This is a genomic window from Rhizobium skierniewicense Ch11 (genome assembly GCF_023757665.1).
Classification (GTDB): Bacteria; Pseudomonadota; Alphaproteobacteria; order Rhizobiales; family Rhizobiaceae; genus Agrobacterium; species Agrobacterium skierniewicense.
Map to the genome: position 1 here is coordinate 276,548 of NZ_RXPG01000005.1, position 22,152 is coordinate 298,699.

Annotated in this window: 22 protein-coding genes; 12 read left to right on the forward strand and 10 right to left on the reverse strand. The window is 55.6% G+C overall.

From position 1 onward, the window contains the following. Nucleotides 1-46: 46 nt before the first annotated feature. Both EKM04_RS04720 and EKM04_RS04725 read left to right on the forward strand, forming a co-directional pair. Nucleotides 47-415, forward strand: coding sequence for an Hpt domain-containing protein (locus EKM04_RS04720; RefSeq protein WP_174153152.1), 369 nt, complete (start codon nt 47-49; stop codon nt 413-415). A 196-nt stretch (nt 416-611) separates the two neighbouring features. Continuing rightward, nucleotides 612-932, forward strand: a complete 321-nt coding sequence (locus EKM04_RS04725; RefSeq protein ID WP_174153153.1) for a 2Fe-2S iron-sulfur cluster-binding protein — start codon at nt 612-614, stop codon at nt 930-932. Nucleotides 933-1,258: 326 nt separating this feature from the next. Here EKM04_RS04725 and EKM04_RS04730 read toward each other — a convergent pair whose 3' ends face one another. Continuing rightward, on the reverse strand, nt 1,259-1,882 hold the full coding sequence (locus EKM04_RS04730) for a DUF922 domain-containing Zn-dependent protease (RefSeq protein ID WP_183897374.1): 624 nt from the start codon (nt 1,880-1,882) through the stop codon (nt 1,259-1,261). 256 nt (nt 1,883-2,138) lie between these two features. Here EKM04_RS04730 and folP point away from each other — a divergent pair, with 256 nt between their 5' ends. Genes folP through folK form a run of 3 tightly spaced genes read left to right on the forward strand, consistent with a single transcriptional unit; the run spans nt 2,139 to nt 3,812 of the window. Continuing rightward, nucleotides 2,139-2,930 (forward strand): dihydropteroate synthase, encoded by a 792-nt coding sequence (gene folP / locus EKM04_RS04735; RefSeq protein ID WP_183897373.1) that lies wholly within the window; start codon nt 2,139-2,141, stop codon nt 2,928-2,930. Further along, a complete protein-coding gene (folB, locus tag EKM04_RS04740) occupies nt 2,927-3,292 on the forward strand; it encodes a dihydroneopterin aldolase (RefSeq protein WP_174153156.1) in 366 nt (121 codons plus the stop codon). Before folP ends, folB begins: the two co-directional genes overlap by 4 nt. Continuing rightward, nucleotides 3,285-3,812 (forward strand): 2-amino-4-hydroxy-6-hydroxymethyldihydropteridine diphosphokinase, encoded by a 528-nt coding sequence (folK, locus tag EKM04_RS04745; protein ID WP_183897372.1) that lies wholly within the window; start codon nt 3,285-3,287, stop codon nt 3,810-3,812. The genes folB and folK overlap by 8 nt, the downstream gene beginning before the upstream one ends. Nucleotides 3,813-3,826: 14 nt before the next feature. Here the strand turns inward: folK and EKM04_RS04750 are convergent, their stop codons facing one another. The 4 genes from EKM04_RS04750 to EKM04_RS04765 all read right to left on the reverse strand — a co-directional run bounded on the left by EKM04_RS04750 (nt 3,827) and on the right by EKM04_RS04765 (nt 7,669). After that, nucleotides 3,827-4,381: a hypothetical protein gene (locus EKM04_RS04750; protein WP_183897371.1), complete on the reverse strand. Its 555-nt coding sequence runs from the start codon at nt 4,379-4,381 to the stop codon at nt 3,827-3,829. Between the two features lie 130 nt (nt 4,382-4,511). Further along, on the reverse strand, nt 4,512-5,585 hold the full coding sequence (locus EKM04_RS04755; RefSeq protein WP_183897370.1) for a YcjF family protein: 1,074 nt from the start codon (nt 5,583-5,585) through the stop codon (nt 4,512-4,514). Continuing rightward, a complete protein-coding gene (locus EKM04_RS04760; RefSeq protein WP_183897369.1) occupies nt 5,582-7,057 on the reverse strand; it encodes a YcjX family GTP-binding protein in 1,476 nt (491 codons plus the stop codon). The genes EKM04_RS04755 and EKM04_RS04760 overlap by 4 nt, the downstream gene beginning before the upstream one ends. Before the next feature lie 102 nt (nt 7,058-7,159). Beyond that, nucleotides 7,160-7,669: a SixA phosphatase family protein gene (locus tag EKM04_RS04765; protein ID WP_174153161.1), complete on the reverse strand. Its 510-nt coding sequence runs from the start codon at nt 7,667-7,669 to the stop codon at nt 7,160-7,162. A gap of 266 nt (nt 7,670-7,935) precedes the next feature. Between EKM04_RS04765 and dksA the strand changes: the two genes are divergently transcribed. After that, entirely contained in the window at nt 7,936-8,355 is a 420-nt protein-coding gene (gene dksA, locus EKM04_RS04770; RefSeq protein WP_174153162.1) for an RNA polymerase-binding protein DksA, read from the forward strand. 91 nt (nt 8,356-8,446) lie between these two features. Here dksA and EKM04_RS04775 read toward each other — a convergent pair whose 3' ends face one another. After that, a complete protein-coding gene (locus EKM04_RS04775; protein WP_327786368.1) occupies nt 8,447-9,028 on the reverse strand; it encodes a demethoxyubiquinone hydroxylase family protein in 582 nt (193 codons plus the stop codon). A 168-nt stretch (nt 9,029-9,196) separates the two neighbouring features. Next, complete coding sequence (locus tag EKM04_RS04780) at nt 9,197-12,142, reverse strand: Rne/Rng family ribonuclease (protein ID WP_183897368.1); 2,946 nt, start codon at nt 12,140-12,142, stop codon at nt 9,197-9,199. A gap of 751 nt (nt 12,143-12,893) precedes the next feature. Here EKM04_RS04780 and EKM04_RS04785 point away from each other — a divergent pair. The 4 genes from EKM04_RS04785 to EKM04_RS04800 all read left to right on the forward strand — a co-directional run bounded on the left by EKM04_RS04785 (nt 12,894) and on the right by EKM04_RS04800 (nt 18,599). Continuing rightward, on the forward strand, nt 12,894-14,060 hold the full coding sequence (locus EKM04_RS04785) for an N-acetylmuramoyl-L-alanine amidase (RefSeq protein WP_234911030.1): 1,167 nt from the start codon (nt 12,894-12,896) through the stop codon (nt 14,058-14,060). Nucleotides 14,061-14,376: 316 nt separating this feature from the next. Continuing rightward, nucleotides 14,377-16,812: a penicillin-binding protein 1A gene (locus tag EKM04_RS04790; RefSeq protein ID WP_183897367.1), complete on the forward strand. Its 2,436-nt coding sequence runs from the start codon at nt 14,377-14,379 to the stop codon at nt 16,810-16,812. A 109-nt stretch (nt 16,813-16,921) separates the two neighbouring features. Continuing rightward, nucleotides 16,922-18,053 (forward strand): peptide chain release factor 2 gene (prfB, locus tag EKM04_RS04795; protein ID WP_174153165.1). Its coding sequence is split into 2 segments (ribosomal slippage): nt 16,922-16,990 and nt 16,992-18,053, totalling 1,131 coding nucleotides; the frame shifts between segments, so codons are not numbered across the junction. Nucleotides 18,054-18,131: 78 nt separating this feature from the next. After that, entirely contained in the window at nt 18,132-18,599 is a 468-nt protein-coding gene (locus tag EKM04_RS04800; protein WP_183897366.1) for a cysteine hydrolase family protein, read from the forward strand. Here EKM04_RS04800 and EKM04_RS04805 read toward each other — a convergent pair. Together EKM04_RS04805 and EKM04_RS04810 are read right to left on the reverse strand one after the other, a co-directional pair. Next, a complete protein-coding gene (locus EKM04_RS04805) occupies nt 18,596-19,093 on the reverse strand; it encodes a hypothetical protein (RefSeq protein ID WP_183897365.1) in 498 nt (165 codons plus the stop codon). The genes EKM04_RS04800 and EKM04_RS04805 overlap by 4 nt on opposite strands. 11 nt (nt 19,094-19,104) lie before the next feature. Next, nucleotides 19,105-19,878 (reverse strand): NAD kinase, encoded by a 774-nt coding sequence (locus EKM04_RS04810; RefSeq protein WP_183897364.1) that lies wholly within the window; start codon nt 19,876-19,878, stop codon nt 19,105-19,107. 210 nt (nt 19,879-20,088) lie between these two features. Between EKM04_RS04810 and EKM04_RS04815 the strand changes: the two genes are divergently transcribed. Together EKM04_RS04815 and EKM04_RS04820 are read left to right on the forward strand one after the other, a co-directional pair. Continuing rightward, nucleotides 20,089-21,000, forward strand: coding sequence for a PhzF family phenazine biosynthesis protein (locus EKM04_RS04815; protein WP_183897363.1), 912 nt, complete (start codon nt 20,089-20,091; stop codon nt 20,998-21,000). Nucleotides 21,001-21,399: 399 nt separating this feature from the next. Further along, the gene (locus EKM04_RS04820; RefSeq protein ID WP_174153170.1) at nt 21,400-21,648 is read left to right on the forward strand and encodes a hypothetical protein; all 249 of its coding nucleotides are present in this window, start codon (nt 21,400-21,402) and stop codon (nt 21,646-21,648) included. Between the two features lie 180 nt (nt 21,649-21,828). Here the strand turns inward: EKM04_RS04820 and EKM04_RS04825 are convergent, their stop codons facing one another. Beyond that, nucleotides 21,829-22,014: a hypothetical protein gene (locus tag EKM04_RS04825; protein WP_174153171.1), complete on the reverse strand. Its 186-nt coding sequence runs from the start codon at nt 22,012-22,014 to the stop codon at nt 21,829-21,831. Nucleotides 22,015-22,152: the final 138 nt, after the last annotated feature.

The following is a 22,152-nucleotide window of genomic DNA, read 5'->3' on the forward strand; positions in this document are numbered from 1 at the left end:
CTGCTTCAAAACAAGAAGCTTTACGCACATGAGGAATTCTACGACAATGGCAGCGGTGAGTATCGCATTCGAAGCACCGGACAACTCGTTCGGCGCGGCTCCGGTTGGCAGCAAGCCCATCGACTTCATCCATCTTGCACGACAGACCATGGGCGATAAGGAGCTGGAAATCGAAATCCTGCAACTGTTCACCCGCAATGCCCGTACCCTGCTGCACGAACTCTCCACTGCAAACGACAATCAGATGAAGTTGATCGCGCACCGCCTCAAGGGGTCGGCAGATGCGGTCGGTGCGTTCAAGGTGTCCGCCACGGCCGAAGCCGTGGAGAATGGCAACCGCGACAGTGCTGCTCTGGCGAAGGTCGCCGCTTCCGTCATCGAGGCAGAGAACTTCATCCTCAAACTCTGCCGCTGATCCTCTTTTTCAGAGGTCCTTTTCAAGGCCGGCTCTGCCTGCAACCTCGCAATGGGTTGCCAAGCGGAGCCGGCCTTTCTATTTGTCTGATGTGGCGTCGGTTAATGTCACCTTCCTGCCTTGAACAAAACCGGACAGGTGACATTAACCGACGCGACACCTCTCCATCTCAAACCATCATTTTTGGATTTCCGACATGACCAAACTGACCATCATCGCCTTTGACGGCACACAACAAGATTTCGATGTGAGCAATGGCTCTACCGTGATGGAAAATGCCGTTCGCAATTCCGTTCCGGGTATCGATGCGGAATGTGGTGGGGCCTGCGCCTGTGCCACCTGTCATGTCTATGTCGATGACGCCTGGAGCGAACGCGTCGGCCCGCCGGAACCGATGGAAGAGGACATGCTGGATTTCGCGTTCGATGTGCGCCCAACGTCCAGGCTTTCCTGTCAGATCAAGATGACCGACGCGCTGGATGGGTTGGTCGTACACGTTCCCGAACGCCAGGGCTGACCGAAGCACCTGTTTTATGTCCCCACACAAAAAGCCTCGCTCTCCGTTTCGCGGGATAGCGAGGCGAGGTGGGTACGTTACCATCGGGCAGGGAGAAAACGCCCAGGGTTGGAGACGCGCCGGGAGGAGGTATCGATAACAGACTCGGTGATTTGATCTTAAATTCTATTAAAAATTGCATATATCAAAATGGCGTATCCGGCCATAGCAAGAATTCATTGATTATTATCCGGCTGTGTATTTATTTTTAAAATTCATGGTTGTTTTAAAGCTTCAAGAAGATCACCGAACTACCGGATGTCGTTCGGTATTTGACCAGCACCGTTTTACTTCGTGGCGTTTTGCTGAATTCGGTGCTTCAGCAGGCGGGTCATGCGCGCATCGAAATTTTTCGATTCGACCATATCGAAACGCAACTGATCCTTGTCGTGTGCCGACATGACCTCTTGGGTCGTTTTGGTGACGAGCGCCTGCATCTCTTCGCAACTGTCCTGCGGGCGAAGTGATTGAAGGCGTTTATCGAGGGTGCGAGCATAATTGCGGGAGATTTCTGCATGACGCTCTTCGTGCCGTTTGATATCGGCTGACAACGTATCCCATATGAGAGCCAGATCAGCCGCCGTACGACGCCTGTTCGTCCAGCGTGGCAACAGAATTTTGGTGTGGAGTTTGACCTCGACATTGCCGACGCCGCATTTTGCATTCTTTTCAACGTAGCTGATTTCACCGCCAAATTTGATTTCCGTGGCGCCGGGGTGGCGCGCGCCGGTGGCTTTCGTCATCGGACCTCTATGCGACAATTCGCGGTCGAGATCTTCAGCGGTTTTGCCACCGATGCTGAAATAGGAGAAGGACTTGGTCATCAATGCTTCTGCTCCGGCCGACTGCGGAAGTATGAGAAGCATCGTTGCGAAAAGAAGGGCGCAAACCGCGCGGTCGTGAAGCGTCATGGACCGGCCTTCCGGTTGAACTTGGCATATGATTGCTGCATAGAGCGGCCTGCTCTCTGACGCGTAACGCCTGCGCGTCTTAATTTTGGAATCTTATTTGGGTTTCGCGTGCAATGCTGTAGGCGGAGTGAAGCGATATGAATGATGGGTCCTCCGTTGTTCCCGAAAGGCATTACGTTCCGTGATAACAGCCAGTGACAATGTGTGGCAAGTCGCGCATGGGCGCTCCCTGAAACTTGATGGGGATGGCCTCATTATGGCTATCGTCAACACGACACCGGATTCCTTTTCGGATGGCGGGCGATATCTCGACACCGAACGTGCGGTGTCCCACGCACGGTCATGCGTCGAGGATGGCGCAGCCATCATCGACATCGGTGGCGAATCAACCCGCCCGGGTGCTGCGACCGTGACGGCGCAAGAGGAGCAGGACCGCGTTCTTCCGGTCATCGCAGCTCTTGCTAAACAAACGGATGCGTTGATTTCAGTCGATACCTACCGTGCCGAAACGGCCAAACTGGCGGTGGAGGCGGGCGCGCATATCGTCAATGACGTTTTCGGGCTCCAAAAAGATCAAGATATGGCAGCGGTTATCGGACGTTCAGGAGCCGGTGTCTGCATCATGCATACGGGGCGAGATCGCGAAAAGCTGACGGATGTTATTGCCGACCAATTCGCCTTTCTCAATCGCTCGCTGGATATCGCAGCGGCTGCCGGTATTTTACGCAAGGCCATCGTGCTGGATCCCGGATTTGGCTTTGCCAAGGATACGGCAGAAAATATTGCGCTCATGTCGCGTTTCGATGAGCTTGCCGCATTCGGTCTGCCTATTCTGGCAGGCACGTCGCGCAAACGGTTTATCGGTGCTCTCACAAGTCGGGATGCAGCGGGAGACAGAGACGTGGGAACGGCTGCGACCACGTCCATTCTGCGGCTGGCAGGCGCCTGTGTTTTCCGCGTCCACAATGTTGCGATGACACGCGACGCCCTGAACATCGCAGACGCCATTCTGATGCATAAAAAACAATACGGGGAGGGGCGAGAATGAGCCTTTATACGATACTTTTGAAGAACTGTTCGTTTTTTGCCCGCCATGGCCTGCTGGAGCAAGAAGAGACGTTAGGTCAGCGTTTCTTCGTGGATGCGGAGATGGAGGTCGAAGCTGGAAACGCGCTGGAGACCGACGATATTCAAAATACCGTGGATTACGGCGTGGCTTTTGCGGTCATAGAAAAGATCGTCGCCGGTCAGAGACGGTATCTGATTGAGGCCCTGGCGAACGATATCGCCAAGGCGCTGCGCAGTCGCTATCCGCAGATCGTACGCGTGAAGGTCACCGTTCGTAAGCCATCCGCACCCGTGCCCGGAATTCTCGATTATGCGCAGGTGAGCGTAGAGCAGCATGGCTGACAGCACAGTGAAGGCAACGCTCGGTCTGGGTGGCAATCTGGGTGATCCGCCGTCAGCAATGGCGCATGCGCTTGACGCTCTTTCGCGCCATGAAAGCTGCCAGTTATTGGCTGTCTCAAAGCTTTACAGCACTCCGCCCTGGGGAAAGACGGACCAGGCAGATTTCTTCAATTGCTGCGCCTTGATCGAGACGTCGCTGCGGCCTGAGCCGCTGCTGGACCTATGCCTTGAGATCGAGCGCGGAATGAAACGGGTGCGTGACGAGCGCTGGGGTCCGAGAACCATCGATATTGATGTGCTGACCTATGGCGATGTCCAAGTCTCCACCGCGCGCGTGGAAATTCCGCATCCACGGATGACGGAACGGGCGTTCGTCCTGAAACCGCTATGCGACATCGCACCTGATCTGGTCGTCAATGGTCGGAAGGTCAATCAATGGCTTGAAGATGCCGATATGTCCGGCATCAAAATCGCAACCGAAAAACGGGAGTGGTGGGCACTCCCGTCTTCGTCGGTTTGAACCATAGGTTCAATTTACTGCTTGATGGAGCCGACCGGCATCTGATCGATATTGCGTGCCAGAGTAAGGCCGATCACGGGCACCATCTGGTCCGCGACCTTGACGGAAATCGTGATGTTCATGGATGCGTTGTTGGTAACGCGGGCAACCATGGCACCGCTCAGCTTGGCGCGGTTGATGCCGACGACGACCTTGTCGCCGCTGACCTGACCCGAAACGATATCGAGACCCTTGCCTTCGGAGCCATCCAGGAACTTGCCTTCGTAGCTGTTGCCCTTCTTGGCGATGATCGCGGACATCGGCTGCTTGAAGACGCCAACGCGGCAGGTGCCGCCCAGCTTGATGCCGGTTTCCTTGTCGCTGATCGGCTCGCCGGTCAGGTCGCAGGTGAATTTCGTGCCCTTGTATTTACCCGCGACGATTTCGCCGGGACCGGACCATGCACCGGCAACAGAGCCGAAGAATACGTCATCGCGTGAAGCGGCCTGAACGTCTGAGACGGCAAGTCCGCCACTGACGGTCATTACGGCGGCAAGTCCGCCCAGTAGCGAAAAGAAGCGCGAATACATGATACTTTCCCTGGCGAATTGGCCGCTGCGTGTGAGTATCAATTTATGTCGCGAATGGTTAATGCTTGGTTTAATTCCTGGCGATTAGGCGCTGACATCGTAACCTTTCGCGATGTCATGGCCTTGTAGATCAGGGCTTTTCGATATTTTTAGCACCTCTGAAATCAGGTGTCAGATCCGAGACGAAGTCACCGATTCCGGGACGCTTCAGCGCCTTGAAAGGAAGTGGGCGGCACAGATCCATCGCGGCAATGCCGATTCGCGCGGTCATCAATCCGTTGATCACGCCTTCTCCCAGCCGCGCTGACAACCGGGATGCAAGGCCGTGGCCCAGCACCTGCTGTGCTATGCCGTCACCGACCGCAATCGAGCCTGTGACGGCGAGATGTGCGATGACGTCGCGCAACAGCCGAAGCATGCCGAGCGTGCCGGGACGGCCCCCGTAAAGCTCTGCCATGGTCCGCACAAGTCTCGTCACTTCGAAGAGCACATAGGCGAGATCCACCACCGCACGGGGGCTGACCGCCGTGACGACGGACACGCGCTTGGACGAATTCAGAATCAGTGCACGCGCCTGCCGGTCGAGCGGGCCCAACAGTTCGCGTTCGGCAAGATCGATCAAATGCGGGCCGTCGATCACGTCGTTTTCGGTATCCTTGAGCGCGGCACGGCCTCTTGCCGTTTCAGCGCGGTGGGACAGAACGGCATTCAGCCTGACGATGACGGCGCGGGCGGCTGACGGTTTCTTCTCCAGCGCGGCCTTTCCCGCATCCAGCTTCAAAGACTGTACGGCGTTCAGGCGCATGATGCCCATTGCTTCTCGGGCGATGAGAACGAGACCCGCGAAAACGGCGATGGCAAGTGCCGCAGTCGCGGTATAGCCCAGCCAGTCGGACCGCGAAAACAGGTCCCTGATGAGCTGATCCGCCCACATCCAGAACGCCAGTGATAGAAGAACACCCAATGCACCCAGGGCAAGTTTGCCGAAGGAAAAACGGTGTTTACGCGGCGTTGCGACAGGTAGAGCCGTAGCGTCGATCTCCTCGGGAGCGATAAACGGGTCTTCGTCGTCCGGCGTCATCGAAATGTCGGCATCGAAACTGCGTGGCGCACGCTTGGTTTCAGACGGGCGCTCCGCCACCGGTTCGTTCTCCAGCGTGAATGATGCTGGTCTGCGACCTTGCTGGGTGGTGTCGTCTTTCATGCGAGTTTATCTCCGAACAGGAACTGCATGGCGCGATCAAGCCTGATATGCGGGACGGAAAGTTTGATGCCACCGGTGCTTTCTTCCAACTTGGGGGGACGAAAGCGCACGACATTCACGTCGGGCAAATTGGTGGCCTCACCTTCGGCATCAAGCGTGCGAAAAAGCGGTTCCGGGTCCTCTGGAAGGTCACCTGGGAAAATTGCTGTGGTCCGATTGCCATCGAACACTTCGCCGTTGATCTTTTCGCCTGCCATCGGTGTTCCGACGATGACGGGCAGCGCGTGGCCGTCCTGGCGAACGCTGGCTTCCTTCGTTGCGCGTACAGATGCCAGCGCCATGACTTCAATGCCTGCACCACTCATGCCGATTGTGGTCACCGCACGATCGACCAGGCGCCGCGTCAGATTTTCCAGCCGGTCATGGCTTTCGTGATGCAGATGATCCGCCTTGGTAGCGGCAACAAGAACCTTGTCGATACGTCGGCCAATCAATGACGAGAGAAGGCTGTTCTTGCCGGGTCTGAAACAGGCAAGCACGTCGCCGAGCGCTCGTTCCAGATCCTGCACGGCTTCGGGGCCTCGATTGACGGCCTGTAGGGCATCGATAAGAACGATCTGACGGTCGAGGCGGGCGAAATGCTCGCGGAAGAACGGTTTGACCACGATGGACTTATACGCTTCATAGCGGCGCTCCATCATGGCGCGTATAGAGCCTTTTGGTGCTTTTTCATCCGTCAAGCCGGGGAGCGGAGAGAAGGTGAGGGCAGGCGAGCCCTCCAGATCACCCGGCATCAGGAACCGTCCGGGCGGCAATGTCGACAGCGAACGTTCATCGGATTTGCAGACACGAAGATAGGCCGCGAAACTTTCCGCCAGTCGTCGCGCCGTCATCTCGTCGGCAGGCGCGTTGATGTCGAGAGAATGCGCGATCTCGAGCCAGTCGCGCGCAAGTTCGGCGCGTACGCCGCCTGCCGCAAGTGCGACCGTTGCATCGCTGAATGTCTTGTAATCCTGATTGAGAAGTGGAAGGTCAAGCAACCACTCGCCGGGATAATCGACGATATCGATCGCGAGTTTTCCCGATGAGAACCATCGGCCCCAGCCGCTCGCGCTCTGATATTCAAGCGTGATGCGTAATTCCGAGATAGCGCGGGTGGAATCGGGCCAGATCCTTTCACGCACCAGGGCTTGAATGTGATCTTCGTACTGGAAACGCGGAATGGCATCGTCCGGTTGGGGTTCAAGCTGAACATTCGAAACTCTGCCCGAGCGGATCGCCTCGAACAGGGGTAAGCGACCGCCGTTCAGGAGGTTATGAACCAGCGACGAGATGAAAACGGTTTTGCCGGCACGCGAAAGGCCCGTCACGCCCAGTCGTACAGTCGGGTTGGTTAAAGCGCTCGCACGATCGGCCAGATTGTCGATAGCGATCAGCGCGCTATCGGTGACGGAGGTGAAGGATGGCGGCAATGAACGTTTCCTCCTAAATATTTCATCCTGTCAAAATATATAGGTCGGCGGCTTGCTCAAAAAAGAAGCGCCTCGGGAAAGTTTTGAGAGTGCAACTGTCGGTCATGGCGCCAGGAAGTCCTGCAACTCCCATTGCGGAACACCTGTCTTGTCGTCCAATACCGCATCCAGCACAGCGAGGCCTGCTGTTGGGAAGCCGTTTGGCAGCGCCTGTTCCATTCGTTGATGCCCCAGCAACGCCTCGGCCACCGCCTCGATGGTCGGGTTATGGCCCACCAGCATGACGGATTTCGCCGATGCTTGCCCCGACATCAGCGCCAGATAGATTTCCGCCTGGGCGTTGTACATTTCGTCGACATAGCTGATTTCAAAGGCGTCGTTGAATGCCCGCCTGATGGCCTGCGCGGTTTCCCGGCAGCGGACTGCGGTCGAGCTCAGGACGACATCCGGAACGAGACCCTTGGTCGCTATTTTCTCTCCGATCATCTCGGCTTCCGCATAACCCTTGCTGTCGAGCCGCCTGTCGAAATCGTGCTCGCCGGGACTGGCCCAGGCGGCATGCGCGTGACGGAGCAGATAGAGCCTGAAGGGCGGCGATTGAAGCACTGACATGTCCAGACATCCTACTTGGCTTTAAACATCCGTCGCTGCCTTACATGAATAGATCCGTGCCTCGCAAGTGGCGTCCGGTAAAGGCAAGTTCTGATAACGTGATCGAAGAAATAATCCGTGTTCGGCGAATAAAGCTTAAAAAATAACCGTTTAGCTGAATTTTGTGACAGATTTAAAAATGCCTGAAAACCGTTCTGAGCACTTGAACGGCCATATGGCATTGGAGTATACCCGCGCAATATGAGATGTTCTTCGAGGAGAATCGCGTGAGTGAGAAGATCGATCTTAGCAGATATGTGCTTTCTGAAAACGATGAGTTCATGAACGCCAATCAGAAGGCATATTTTCGTGCCAAGCTTGTCGGCTGGAGAAACGACATTCTGAGGGAAGCGCGGGAGACCCTTGGTCATCTCGCAGAAGAAAGCGCAAACCATCCCGACTTGGCGGATCGAGCATCCTCTGAAACGGACCGGGCCATCGAGTTGCGCGCCCGCGACCGTCAGAGAAAGCTCATTTCGAAAATCGACGCTGCCCTTCAGCGCATTGATGACGGAACCTACGGCTACTGTGAAGAGACAGGCGAACCGATTGGTATCAAGAGACTGGATGCACGTCCCATCGCTACCCTTTCCATCGAGGCTCAGGAGCGCCACGAGCGCCGCGAAAAAGTTTACCGCGACGAGTAAGTCGTCTCTTCAAATCCGCGATATTTGACAGGGCCGTTTCTCAGCGAAACGGCCTTTTCGTTTCAACCTCTTGCTGCCGACGTTTCGCACCTTATCCGGCCAGGGTATCGCGCGCCATTTCAGCTCGCATCCAACTGGAATCGCCCCATGTCGAAAGCCAGATCATCAGATCGGTCAGGCCACCAATGATCGGTAGCAGGACCTTACGCATTGTACCACGGTGTTTCTGACTGTTTTCGGCCTCTGTCAAATGGGCCAATTCCTGCTCCTGTATAGATAGGATCAGCGCGTGCAGATCGGGATCGCGTTTTTGAAGAAACCGCAATTGCTCCCCGAGGTGCCGATGAACGGTACTCTCTACCGCTTCTGTGCAAATCCATATCGTATTTTGTCCACACAGCGCCGTTAGAAAGCCCAGAACAAAACCGCCCAAGCTCCACAATGCCATGATGCGGCAGGGCCGTGCGCCCCGCGCAGGCATAGCATCACGGAACAACCGGCAGTGATCGATCTCGTCGTCACGCATCTCTTCGAGTTTGGAAACGATATCCGGGAACAGCCAACGGGCGATAAAAATCTGTGCGCCGTAAATCCTGATGGCACCGAACTCGCCAGCGTGGTTCACCTTTAAAATTCGGCGCACGGTCAATGCCGGGTCGCGGCTGTCGGTCACATCAAATCCATTCAGTGCAGGTTAAGATCTTCGTCAAATTGCAATCTCAGGGAGTGTATTCTAAAGCGTTCGTCAAGGCCTTTTACGCGCCTTGGCAATTGCTGAATAAAACGAAAGAGGCCCCGCCATGCGGAGCCTCGACGTGTTCTTCAGTGTTGACAACCCGGCTTAGAAGAAGCCGCGCCTCTGCCACCAACCACCCTTGCGAGGCTTGGAGGGATCGCTGTCTGCAGCATCGTTGGATCCAGATGCCGACGTGACCACAGGCTCGGAAGACGAGACGTTCTCGCCACGATTGGCACGAATGGGTTTGGTGCTTTCCACCGGTGTGTCAGTCGCCAGATCGGCAGATGCCTCTCCTGCTTCTTCGATAGCAGCTTCCGCGACCGGAACATCCACCACAACAGGCTCCACCGTCTCGACGGGAACAGGTGCGGGAGCAGCAGGCGGAGTTTCCACAACTGCTTCAGGCGCTGTTTCCTTGGCCTTGCGGGTCCGGCGTGGCTTCTTCGGCTTTTCCGTTTCTTCGATCGTCGGCGTTGGTGCTTCCGCCTTGACTGCTTCTACGACAGCGGGTTCTTCAACGCCCTCTATTGCAGCGGCAGCAGCGCCATCTTCGACAGCATCAGATGTCTCAGGCTCTGTGCCATCTTCATCGATGATGTTGCCGTTTTCGTCACGATTACGGCGTCCACCGCGTTTGCCACGGCGGCGACGCTTGCGCTTGCCATCGTCGGATGTCGCGCTGTCGCCTGTCTCCTGTGTCGAGGTGGAAGCCTCGTCATCATCAGACTCGTCTTCGGCATTATCGTCCTGATCGTCAGACGACGTATCGTCTTCCGAATCACCATTGGCTTCGGCACCGTTCTGGCCGCCATTCTTGCCCCGACGACGACGACGGCGCTTACGCTTGCGTTTGCCATCTTCGCCGGTGTCGGCCTGCGCGGGACGTGCATCGGCCTTCTCAGCCTTTACAACGATCTCTTCCTCGTCTTCATCTTCATCCGCTTCGATGATGATGTCGTCTTCCTCTTCCTCGAAGTCCGGAAGCATCTGTATGAGGCTTTCGATCTTGACCGGGTTTTCGACGGCTTCGCCGCGATCGATTGCGAAGTGCTGGGCACCCACGCTCTCATCGGCTGCTATGATGATCGCAACGCCGAAACGGGCTTCGTAATCGACAATCGTCGCACGCTTGTGGTTGAGCAGGTAGAGTGCCGTATCCGGGGTGCAGCGAACCGTGATGTTGTGCGTCGTGTTGCGCAGCAAATATTCTTCCACGCCGCGCAGAACATGCAGAGCGATGGATGATTCGGAGCGCACATGACCCGTGCCACCGCAATGCGAGCAGACCTGGGTCGTGGATTCCAGAACAGATGCGCGAATACGCTGACGCGACATTTCCAGAAGGCCGAAATGTGAGATGCGGCCGACCTGAATGCGGGCGCGGTCGTTCTTCAGGCAATCCTTGAGCTTTTTCTCGACGGAGCGGTTGTTGCGCTTTTCTTCCATGTCGATGAAGTCGACGACGACGAGGCCTGCAAGGTCGCGAAGACGCAACTGACGCGCCACTTCTTCGGCCGCTTCAAGGTTTGTCTGAACGGCGGTTTCCTCGATGGAGTGTTCGCGGGTCGAACGACCGGAGTTCACATCGATGGCAACCAGCGCTTCGGTCTGGTTGATGATGAGATAGCCGCCGGATTTCAAGGTCACTTGCGGCTGCAACATGCGGTCCAGCTGCGCCTCGATGCCAGAGCGCGCGAAGATCGGATGAATATCGCGGTAAGGCTGAACGACCTTGGCATGGCTCGGCATCAGCATCTTCATGAAGTCTTTCGCTTCACGATAGCCTTCTTCACCGGATACGATGATTTCGCTGATGTCCTTGTTGTAGAGATCGCGGATCGAGCGCTTGATCAGCGATCCTTCTTCATACACGAGGCACGGCGCGGTCGAGTTGAGCGTCAATGTGCGAACGTTTTCCCACAGACGCATCAGATACTCGAAGTCACGCTTGATTTCGACGCGAGTGCGGTTTGCACCGGCCGTACGAAGGATTACGCCCATGCCCTGCGGCACTTCCAGATCGCGCGCGATTTCCTTCAGACGCTTGCGGTCCGTCGGCTGGGTGATCTTGCGCGAAATACCACCACCACGCGCTGTGTTTGGCATCAAGACGGAGTACCGACCGGCCAGCGACAGATAGGTCGTCAGCGCAGCACCCTTGTTGCCGCGTTCTTCCTTGGCCACCTGCACCAGCAGAATCTGGCGGCGCTTGATAACTTCCTGAATGCGATATTGCTTGCGTGGCTTGCGCGACACGCGGTCTGGAACCTCTTCCATCGCGTCTTCGGCGCCAACAGATTCGATGACTTCCTTTTCGTGATGATCGTCATCGTCATCATCGTCGTCATTATCGCGACGGCCAAGACCCTCAACCTCTTCAGAGATCGTGTCTGTGTCCACCATGGCGGCCATTTCACCGCCCTTGCTGCCGTCATCCTCGGAGCTGTCATCCGAAGGGGCTGCATCGGCAGAAATGTCGTCCGCATCGGTCTTCTTTTTCGTGCGTGGACGACGCACTCGCTTCTTTGGCTTTTCGTCTTCGGCGGGTATCTCTTCCGCGACGGACTCGATGGCGTCAGTTTCGCTTACAGCTGGTTCCGCAGAGATTTCCGAGGTTTCAGGCGTTTCATCGGCGACGTCTGTTGCCGAGACAATACCGACGTCTGGCTGATCAGCCTGGGAAAGATCAACGCCCACGGATGACGCAGAGGAAGTCTCATTGGGAGCATCCGCAGGCTCAAAGTCGTCATTGCGGCGATGATCCTCTGCTTCCGCTCTTAGCAAAGCCTGACGATCGGCCAGCGGGATCTGGTAATAGTCCGGGTGAATTTCTGCGAAAGCCAGAAAGCCGTGACGATTGCCGCCGTAATCCACAAACGCAGCCTGAAGCGAAGGCTCCACGCGCGTGACTTTCGCCAGATAGATATTGCCGCGGATCTGTTTCTTGTGTTCCGACTCGAAATCGAATTCTTCAATTCGATTTCCACGAACGACTACAACGCGCGTCTCCTCTTCATGGGACGCGTCGATAAGCATTTTGTCTGCCATGTAAGCTGTGCTCCTCGGCGCAGCCCTGTCTTATACGAGAACAGGCCCGCCGCAGGGACAGGCCTTTCATCTAAGGTCGAGGGTGTGCCGGAAATGAAGTTTCCTGCCCGGCGTCTGTAAACTGGCAGCATCCGAACACATGGCAGAGCATGAAGCCTGCTCGTTGTATCCGGTTCATATGAAAGCTGCTGCAACGACATCATTGGCCAAGCGAGAACGACTTTAATAAATAGACCCCGAAGGATCCGATGAAAATGCTCTCCTCGAGCGTGCGGTGGCATGCCACCGGGTATTGTTCTGGCCACGACCAGAATTAATCCAGTTTCAGGATAAAAATGCAGCGACGGCAGATGATTGCCCGAATTTACAGCGCCAGCGTCTTTGTCGATTGGCAGCCGGCGGGCGTCTATCCCGTCAACACTTTTAACCCTCATTCACGTTGTATGGTCTATCCGTCACAATAGCAATAGGGTGGCTAAATATGCCATATCGTTGGTGGAATGTCTTAGTTAAGAATTCCTTCACCAACCGCTGCGATTGTTGCGCGCAAGCGCAAATGAGTCCATTCTATGGTAGAAAAACGGGGTTATTTGGTTTGTACGACGGCGATATCTGTCGAAATAACTGACATACGGAATTTACTTTGGCGACCATCAAAACCGGCATCAAAAGGGCAGTGTCCTCACGGACTGACGTCTGTATCGGGCGAATCGGCAGGCTGGTTGCTCTTGCAGCCCTAGGTCTTGTCTCCCTGTCAGCCCCCTCCAGTGCGCAATCGAACCCTCCCGCTCTCATCGTCAGTGCCGCGCGCATCATCGGAGACGAGGCGCGCACCCGTATTGTCATGGATTTCAACGAAGAGCCCGATTTCGACGTTCATTATCTGGATTCGCCTGCGCGCATCGTTGTGGATTTCCCAGCCGTCGGCTTTTCGTTTCCGACAAAGGACCTCGCGCCGACAGGTCTTTTCAGCGACATTCGTTTCGGCAGCATGGGCGAGGGCAGTGCACGGCTGGTGCTAACAGCGAAAAAGCCTGTGCAGGTGGCGATTGCCGAAGTGAAAGCCGAAGACGGCGGCAAGGTCTTTCGTTTCGTTCTCGATACCGAAATCGCCACGAAGCAGAAATTCGCACAACTTTTGAAGGATCAGAACTGGCAAGCGCTCGCACCTGCGACGACGGCATCCATTACGCCCGATGTCGCTCCAAAGTCTGACCGGCATTCTGATTTCGTGATTGCCGTTGATGCGGGCCACGGCGGGATCGATGCCGGTGCCAAAGGCGGGGTCAGTGGGACTGACGAGAAGGTGATCACGCTGACATTTGCCAAACAGCTCATGGAGCGTCTCAACAAAATTCCTGGCATCAAGGCATTTCTGACGCGGGATGACGATACGTTCCTGGCTCTGTCGGAGCGCGTAACGCTTGCGCGGCAGCAGAATGCCAACCTTTTCATCTCTGTTCATGCGGACACGCTGAAGCAAAAAGGCATTCGCGGCGCGACCGTCTACACGATTTCCGACCGGGCGTCCGACAGGATGGCGCAGGACCTTGCCGAGCGTGAAAACCTGTCCGACCAGATCGCCGGTGTTGCGGCCCAACACGAGCAGCCGGAAGTGGCGGATATTCTGCTCGACCTCACGCGCCGCGAAACGCAGGCATTTTCGGTCACATTGGCCGAAAACATCGTCCGCTCCTTCGAGGGACAGGTGGGCTTGATCAATAATCCGCATCGCTATGCGGGTTTTCAGGTGCTGCGCGCTCATGACGTGCCATCGGTTCTTTTGGAGCTGGGCTTTCTATCCAATCCGGACGACGAAAAGCTTCTATTGGACGAACAATGGCGTGCAAAGGTCGCCGAAACGCTAGCGACTGCTGTGACGCGGTATAGGGTACAGGCCCTGGCCAATGGTGGCTAATTCATACGACAAGACCAGACTGTGACATCTGAGCGACCCCAGCGCTAAAACACATCGATCGTATCGGTTCCGGCGCCGATAGTTAGGCTCAAGCCCTATTTTACTCACATTCAAGCCGTTACTCCACACTGGATTCGATTCCGATGTACTGGTCTTTTCATCTGCGAAGAAAAGCGGCTCGGGATAACATCTCTGAAAATGCCGCAACGGGCGCTTGTCATTGATGAAGCGGTGTGCAAAACGGCACGCTATATGCAAAGATGCGTTTATAACTGCGAGCGCAGCCAGTTACGATTCGAAGTATCGGTAGCCTAATATGATCAGACTTATTGGATATTTCTTCGGCTTGGCCAGCATGCTGTTCCTCGTGGCAGCTGGTGGTGTCGCCATCTATTTGGTGACCATCACGAAGGATCTTCCCGATTACGCGGTTCTGAGCAGCTACGAGCCGCCGGTCACGACGCGCATTCATGCTGGCAACGGCGCGTTGATGGCGGAATATGCGAAGCAACGGCGCCTGTTTTTGCCGATCCAGGCGGTTCCTGACCGCGTGAAAGCCGCTTTCCTTTCCGCTGAAGACAAGAACTTCTATCAGCACCCCGGTATCGACGTGACGGGCTTTGCGCGTGCGGCCGTCGCCTTTGCGACGGGTGGGCCGACTCAGGGCGGCTCTACGATCACCCAGCAGGTTGCGAAAAACTTTCTTCTGACCAATGAACAAACGATGGAGCGCAAGGCCAAGGAGGCAGTTCTTTCGTTCCGTATCGAGCAGGCCTATAGCAAGGACAAGATCCTCGAACTGTATCTCAACGAGATTTTCTTCGGCCTCAACTCCTATGGTATCGCCAGCGCGGCACTGACCTATTTCAATAAATCTGTCACAGAGCTGACAATTGCCGAAACGGCCTATCTGGCGGCCCTTCCAAAGGGGCCTGCGAATTATCATCCGCTGCGCCGCGAAAAGGCAGCGTTAGAGCGCCGTAACTGGGTCATCGACCGCATGGCGGAGAATGGCTACATCACGCAGGCCGATGCTGCCGATGCCAAGACACAGCCACTGGGCGTCAACATCCGCACCGGTGGAGCCCGTCTCGCCGCATCCGATTATTTCTCTGAGGAAGCGCGTCGACAGATCGTTGAAAAATATGGCGAAAAGGCATTGCTGGAAGGCGGCCTTTCCGTTCGCACATCCTTTGATCCCGACATCCAAATGGAAGCCCGCAAGGCGCTTCAGGATGGTCTGCTGGATTATGATGAGCGTCGTGGTTTTCACGGTCCCGTCGATCAGATCGATGCATCGGGGGACTGGGCTGCAGCACTATTGAAGCTGAGACCGCTGCGTGACGTGCCGGAATGGAAGATGGCCGTCGTCCTGTCTGCCACCTCTGACGGTGTGGATATCGGGCTTCGGCCTGATGGTGACACGGAAAATCCCGATCTGCGCAGCCGTGGCCGCATCAAGCCTGAAAACATGAAGTGGGCCTTCCGCGATGCCAAGGGCCAGCGCGCGACTGCCAAATCGCCTGCAACCGTGTTGAAGACCGGTGACGTGGTGTACGTCGAGCCGTTGTCTGACAAGGGTGATGACTACCGTCTGCGCCAGCCACCGAAGGTACAGGGTGGCATGGTGGTCATGGACCCGCATACCGGCCGTGTTCTGGCGATGGTCGGTGGCTTCTCGTATGGACAGTCCGAGTTCAATCGGGCGACGCAGGCCATGCGACAGCCGGGATCGTCCTTCAAGCCGTTCATTTATGCGGCCGCTCTGGATAATGGCTATACGCCCGCATCCGTGGTCATGGATGCGCCCATCGAGGTCGTATCCGGTGGCCAGGTGTGGCGACCTCAAAATTACGGCGGTGAATCTGCCGGTCCGTCCACACTGCGTCTTGGCATTGAAAAGTCGAGAAACCTCATGACTGTGCGTCTTGCTCAGGACATGGGCATGAATCTTGTGGCTGAATATGCCGAACGCTTCGGTATTTACGACAAGATGCCACCTTTGCTGGCCATGTCGCTCGGTTCCGGTGAAACGACAGTCATGCGCATGGTGTCTGCCTATTCCGTGATTGCAAATGGCGGCAAGCAGATCAATCCTACCGTGATCGACCGGATACAGGACCGTTACGGCAAAACGATTTTCCGTCATGAAGACCGTGGCTGCGAAGGCTGCAATGCCTCAAGCTGGCAGAATCAGGAAGAGCCGACCATTGTCGACAAGCGTGAGCAGGTTCTGGATCCCATGACCGCATATCAGACGACATCAATGCTTGAAGGTGTCGTGCAGCGCGGGACTGCCGCAGGAAAGATCAAGGTCGACCTTCCAGTCGCTGGCAAGACCGGAACGACAAACGACGAAAAAGACGCTTGGTTCGTGGGCTACACGCCTGATCTTGTTGCTGGTCTCTATATCGGTTTCGATAGCCCGGCACCGCTTGGCCGTGGCGGCACCGGTGGCTCTCTGGCAGCGCCGATCTTCGGCGAATTCATTGCGCAAGCGGTCAAGCATTTGCCGCAGAGCAAATTCATTGTGCCGAACGGCATGCAGTTCGTGGCCGTCAACCGCAAGACCGGTATGGCCGCTAATGAGGGCGAACCTGACACCATCATGGAGGCCTTCAAGCCAGGCACGGGTCCTGCCAGCAGCTTCTCCGTCATCGGTATGGAAGGCACCATGTCGCAGGAAGACATCCTGCGTGCCTCTCCGCAGGCGCAGCAGGCCATCACCGGCGGCGGTGGCGGCCTTTATTGATCCGACTTGGTTGAAAGGCGAGGGGCGCGGTCTTTACATCCGCGCCCCTCGCCTTTATTCAGCCATCCAGTTTTAATGCCAATTTCCATGAAAGCGAAGTATCTGCGAAATGCGCAATGAGATCGTGAACGTCGTCGACGAAATCAAGCAGGCCATAAGCCTGCTGAGGAGGCATCTTTGACTGGGACCAGGCGATAAGACGGCTGGACTGGTTGAACAACAAGGCAGAGGATCCGAACCTCTGGAATGACGCCACCGAGGCGCAGAAGCTGATGCGCGAGCGCCAGCAGCTGGACGAATCCATAAACGGCGTGAAACTGCTCGAGCAGCAGGTCAACGACAATATCGAGTTGATCGAGATGGGCGAGGCTGAAGGCGATGCTGACATCGTCAAGGAGGCCGAAGACGCGCTGAAGGTGCTCAGGAGCGAAGCGAACCGCCGTCAGGTCGAAGCGATGCTATCAGGCGAAGCCGATAGCAACGACACCTATGTCGAAGTGCATTCCGGCGCCGGTGGGACAGAAAGTCAGGACTGGGCGAACATGCTGTTACGCATGTATACCCGTTGGGCGGAACGCCAGGGGTTCAAGGTCGAGATTCTCGAAATTCACGATGGCGAAGAGGCGGGTATCAAATCCGCCACCATTCTGGTCAAGGGCCACAACGCCTTTGGCTGGATGAAGACGGAATCGGGCGTTCATCGTCTCGTTCGTATCTCGCCCTATGACAGCAACGCGCGCCGTCACACGTCGTTTTCCTCCATCTGGGTCTATCCTGTGGTCGATGATTCGATCCAGATCGACATCAATGAGAGTGACTGCCGCATCGATACATATCGCTCATCGGGTGCCGGCGGACAGCATGTCAACACGACGGATTCGGCCGTGCGCATCACGCATATTCCAAGCGGAATCGCAGTTGCCTGCCAGCAGGAGCGCTCCCAGCACAAGAACCGCGCCAAGGCGTGGGAAATGTTGCGCTCGCGTCTTTACGAGGCAGAACTGATGAAGCGAGAAGCTGCGGCGAACGCTCAGGCCGCGTCCAAGTCCGATATCGGCTGGGGTCACCAGATCCGCTCTTACGTGTTGCAGCCTTACCAACTGGTCAAGGATTTGCGCACCGGCGTTGAAAGCACGGCGCCGAGCAATGTGCTCGATGGTGAATTGAACGAATTCATGGAGGCGGCCCTTGCCCATCGCATCAGCGGCGGTGCGGATGTCGAGGTCGCCGATATCGACTGAACGGGTTGATCGATCACTGGTCAGTTTTCAGCCTCTCGCGATGAACGTTGCGAGGGGCTTTTTTAATCGGGGGTGAGCATGAAGCAGGTTCTTTATATCGTTGACGTCCAGCCAAGCTTTGATCCGCCCGCAGACTTCGTACAGGACATACGGAACCTTGCTCAGCAATTGCCAAGTGTGGCGAGCGTAGAGCGGCACAATGAAACTATAACGCCCTTCGAACGCCAGCTCGGCTGGGCTCCTGGAGCATTGGATGATTCTCTGGTTGAGGCAGATCGTATCTTTATCAAGCACGGTTATGCGCCACCGGCGGAAGCCGTTGACTATCTCCTGTCTTTGGACGTGGATCGCGTGTTGGTGTGCGGCATTCAGGCGGATACATGTGTCCTGGCTGCGGGGTTCAGCTTCTTCGATGCCGGACTGCATCCGACGCTTCTTCCATGGCTCACCATCGGCTCCAGTCTCGACAGATCAGGTGCACTGGGCGCAAGGCTATGGAAGCACCATTTTGGTGCGGTTCTGAACAATCCAGAGGACGTGTTTTAATTGGAGGCTTTCTCGATCTTCATATCACCGAGTTCGTCGATCAGCACGGTCCACGCGTCCGCATCTTTTTGAGCAGGATCGGTCTTCAGATGGACAGTAACGAACAGGCCAGGAACGTCAGATGCGCCGGTAGAGCTCTCGGGTCTGATATCGGTGACATAGGCTTTCATCTGCGTAAATTCTTCAAGCTCGACGGTTTCAACAAGGTTCGGACCATTGGCCGTATGAGCAATCTGCTGAAGATAGATTTTCGCCGTGCCATCGTACTGGCGCATGGCGATGACCTTGTAATATCCGCGCACAGGCTCGCCAGTTGGCTTGGTTTCAGCAGGCGCGTCACCCGGTTTGACATCCGGTGGAGCTGTTTTTTCCCACATGCCGCTGCTGGTCACGAAGATGGTAGAAGCGGGCAGGGCGCTGATATCGGCCGTCTGCGCTGATGCAAAGGTCAGGCTTGCGGCAAGAAAAGTCGTCGTGAGAAATGTTTTGATCATCTTGGTTTTCATCAATTAGTGAATTGTTCTGCAAGCACTCTGTCAGACCACGAGCGATCCGGGTCCGACAGGATTTTTGCGGTTCTATCCTGAGATTGGGCAATGCGAACAGATTGCACCGATTTGACCTCAATATGGTCAGCCACCGCATTGACGGGGCGTTTTTCGCCCTCCAAGACGTGGACTTCGACGGTTACCTTGTTTGGCAGAAGGGCTCCACGCCAACGTCGCGGGCGAAATGCACTGACCGGTGTCAGCGCCAGAAGTGGTGATTCCAGAGGCAGAATCGGACCATGAGCGGAGAAGTTATAAGCGGTGGATCCGGCAGGCGTGGCGACCATCATGCCATCGCAAACCAGTTCCTCCAGCCGAGTTTTGCCATCAACGTCCACCCTCAACTTTGCAGCTTGGTGTGATTGACGAAACAGGCTGACCTCGTTCATGGCCAGCGCCGAAAATTCGTTCCCATTGGCATCGATTGTCGTCATTCGCAGGGGATGGAAATCGTTGCCGGTCGCGACTGCAATGCGATCTTGCAAACCTTCCAAGCGGTAGTCGTTCATCAGAAAGCCGATCGAGCCCCGGTTCATGCCGTAGATACGCTTGCCGGAGTTCATCGTTTCGTTCAACACCTGCAACATGAAGCCATCACCACCAAGGGCAACGATCACGTCAGCGTCGTCGAAGGTGGCGTTGCCATAGTGCTCTACGAGTTCATCCCGCGCTGATTGCGCATGGTCTGTGGTCGACGCCAGGAAACACAACTTCTGACTTGAACGCGACATGCCGTCACCCCTGTTACCGGCCTTTGGTACATGAAGATACGGTGCGAGGACAAGCGCTTTAAAATTGCCGCGTGTTGGCAGCCAACCCACGTGCCGCTTGCCATGACCAGAGTCCACAGCTTCTTATCCCTGCATCATCAAGTGGGGTTGCGGATGCGGGTGAGGTCGGGCAGTTTGCAGAGAGGGACACGGTTGTGGAAGGTGTGGGGCGTGGCGATAAGTTACAGGATCTACGATGTTTTCACACGCGATAAACTGGCGGGCAACCCACTGGCCGTGATGTTCAGTGACGGCGGCTTGAACGATGTTGCCATGCAGTCCATCGCCCGCGAGATGAATCTATCGGAAACTGTCTTCGTCGAGCAATCAGCAAACCCGGCCTATGCCGCGTCTCTGCGGATTTTTACACCCGCTCAGGAATTGCCGTTCGCCGGTCATCCAACTGTCGGTGCCGCCATCGCCATTGCCGAGCAAAATCATCCTGAAGACGATACGGATATGGTGGCGGTGCTGCAGGAGAAGGTCGGACCTGTGCGCTGCGCCATCCGTGTTCGACGGGGTGAACCGAGTTTTGCCGAATTCGATTTGCCCAGAAAATCGTCCCGCGTGACGTTGCCGCTGGATATCGCACAGCTTGCGGATGCCATCAGCCTTGCGGAATCTCAGATCGGTTTTGAAAACCACGTACCTTCGCTTTGGACCGCCGGGGTGCCTTTTGTCATGATACCTCTGCTCAATCTCGCTGCAATGGAAGAGGTTGATTTCGATCCGACCTTGTGGATGAAACTGGCACCTCTTGTCGAGGGGCGCCTGGCATCGGCCTATCTTTATTGTCGTGGGGGTATCAATCACGCCGCTAAGTTTCACACGCGTATGTTTTCGCCGAGCATGGGCATCTCGGAAGATCCTGCAACAGGTTCTGCTGCTGCTGCATTCTCAGGCGCAATTCACCATTTCGATGATCTTGCGGATGGGCATTACCCGATCCTGATTGAGCAAGGTGTCGAAATGGGCCGACCCTCACATATTCACCTGACGATGGATGTGAAGGCAAAAGAGATTTCGCGGGCGCGTATTGGTGGTCACGCCGTGCGTGTCGCAACGGGTATCTTTGATATCTAACGTTTTTATCAAAAAGCTAAGCGTCGCTTCTTTGCCGGGGTCACGAGCCTGTGACAACGTTGTTAACACCTTTCGGTCGAAAATATTAACCTTTGCGCTTTGCGCGAGGAACTAAACTGCTGCCCTTCCGTTTATTCACGCGAAGGAGACGTGACATGAAGTCGCAAAACAGTTCCGATACCCGTCGCACTTTAGAGGCCGCCAATTGTACATCGGCCTCACAATACAAACCTCTGATCGTCCCACTCAGAGGAACCTACGTAGCGATGATATTCCGTCGCTCGCTTAAAAATAGACTTGAAATGGCAAAAAGCTAGTTCGAAAAGTATTGAAAAGTACAGAATAAAACAGCCAGGTATTTGAAATTAAATTCCAATCAATCAACGAAGGGAGAATGACATGAAGACAGCTCTCATCATTACGGCCCTCATTGGCCTTTCTGCTCAAACCGCATTCGCCGACAGCATCGTCCGCCAGAACATCAATTCCACGATCCCTGTGGACCGAGAATTCAAAACAGCCAGCATCACACCACCAACAGATGCTGCTCAAAAACCGGCTGTCATTCTGAAAAAGACGAACCGCCTTCCCGGTCTGACGGAAACAGCGACTGCCTCACCCCAATCAGCTCTGGCACGTATGCAATAAAGACACCATGGAAAATCTCATTTCAGAAAATCCCGTGCGCCGAACAGCTCACGGGATTTTTTCGTTGATGGTCTTGCCACATCAAGGAATGAAGAAAACAAGCGAGACATTAGCGCGCACCATAATTTGGAACGACAAGCTGTAAGTCCCTCCGTCTCCAAACGCAGATCGTCAGAACGGTCAGCTATCAAGTCGCAGCGATAGTTGGCGCCCACCGTTTTTCTTCAAGATATAGAGCGGCTTCACTGTAATAACCTCAGTGCGGCGCTGCAATTCGCGCCGACGTTCCAATGCACGTTCGCGAAGACTGCGCGACTGGGCCACAAGCGATAAAGCGTTTTCAATGGTTTTGTCTGCTGTTGTCATTGCTACAACTCCATTTGTTCGCTTTATGTTCTTTCATTTGATTCGTTTTGTCAAGTGTCTCGAAGCAGTGGGGTTTTAAGGAAACGATTTTTGATCTGGGGAAATCGACGTGTTCGGGGGGGGGGGGGGGGGGGGGGG

Bases quoted from the DNA above. Each gene is read 5' to 3' on its own strand.
- EKM04_RS04720 (WP_174153152.1), top strand. From the start codon at position 47: ATGGCAGCGGTGAGTATCGCATTCGAAGCACCGGACAACTCGTTCGGC.
- EKM04_RS04725 (WP_174153153.1), top strand. From the start codon at position 612: ATGACCAAACTGACCATCATCGCCTTTGACGGCACACAACAAGATTTC.
- EKM04_RS04730 (WP_183897374.1), bottom strand. From the start codon at position 1,882: ATGACGCTTCACGACCGCGCGGTTTGCGCCCTTCTTTTCGCAACGATG.
- folP (WP_183897373.1), top strand. From the start codon at position 2,139: ATGGCTATCGTCAACACGACACCGGATTCCTTTTCGGATGGCGGGCGA.
- folB (WP_174153156.1), top strand. From the start codon at position 2,927: ATGAGCCTTTATACGATACTTTTGAAGAACTGTTCGTTTTTTGCCCGC.
- folK (WP_183897372.1), top strand. From the start codon at position 3,285: ATGGCTGACAGCACAGTGAAGGCAACGCTCGGTCTGGGTGGCAATCTG.
- EKM04_RS04750 (WP_183897371.1), bottom strand. From the start codon at position 4,381: ATGTATTCGCGCTTCTTTTCGCTACTGGGCGGACTTGCCGCCGTAATG.
- EKM04_RS04755 (WP_183897370.1), bottom strand. From the start codon at position 5,585: ATGAAAGACGACACCACCCAGCAAGGTCGCAGACCAGCATCATTCACG.
- EKM04_RS04765 (WP_174153161.1), bottom strand. From the start codon at position 7,669: ATGTCAGTGCTTCAATCGCCGCCCTTCAGGCTCTATCTGCTCCGTCAC.
- EKM04_RS04780 (WP_183897368.1), bottom strand. From the start codon at position 12,142: ATGGCAGACAAAATGCTTATCGACGCGTCCCATGAAGAGGAGACGCGC.
- EKM04_RS04790 (WP_183897367.1), top strand. From the start codon at position 14,377: ATGATCAGACTTATTGGATATTTCTTCGGCTTGGCCAGCATGCTGTTC.
- EKM04_RS04800 (WP_183897366.1), top strand. From the start codon at position 18,132: ATGAAGCAGGTTCTTTATATCGTTGACGTCCAGCCAAGCTTTGATCCG.
- EKM04_RS04805 (WP_183897365.1), bottom strand. From the start codon at position 19,093: ATGATCAAAACATTTCTCACGACGACTTTTCTTGCCGCAAGCCTGACC.
- EKM04_RS04810 (WP_183897364.1), bottom strand. From the start codon at position 19,878: ATGTCGCGTTCAAGTCAGAAGTTGTGTTTCCTGGCGTCGACCACAGAC.
- EKM04_RS04820 (WP_174153170.1), top strand. From the start codon at position 21,400: ATGAAGACAGCTCTCATCATTACGGCCCTCATTGGCCTTTCTGCTCAA.
- EKM04_RS04825 (WP_174153171.1), bottom strand. From the start codon at position 22,014: ATGACAACAGCAGACAAAACCATTGAAAACGCTTTATCGCTTGTGGCC.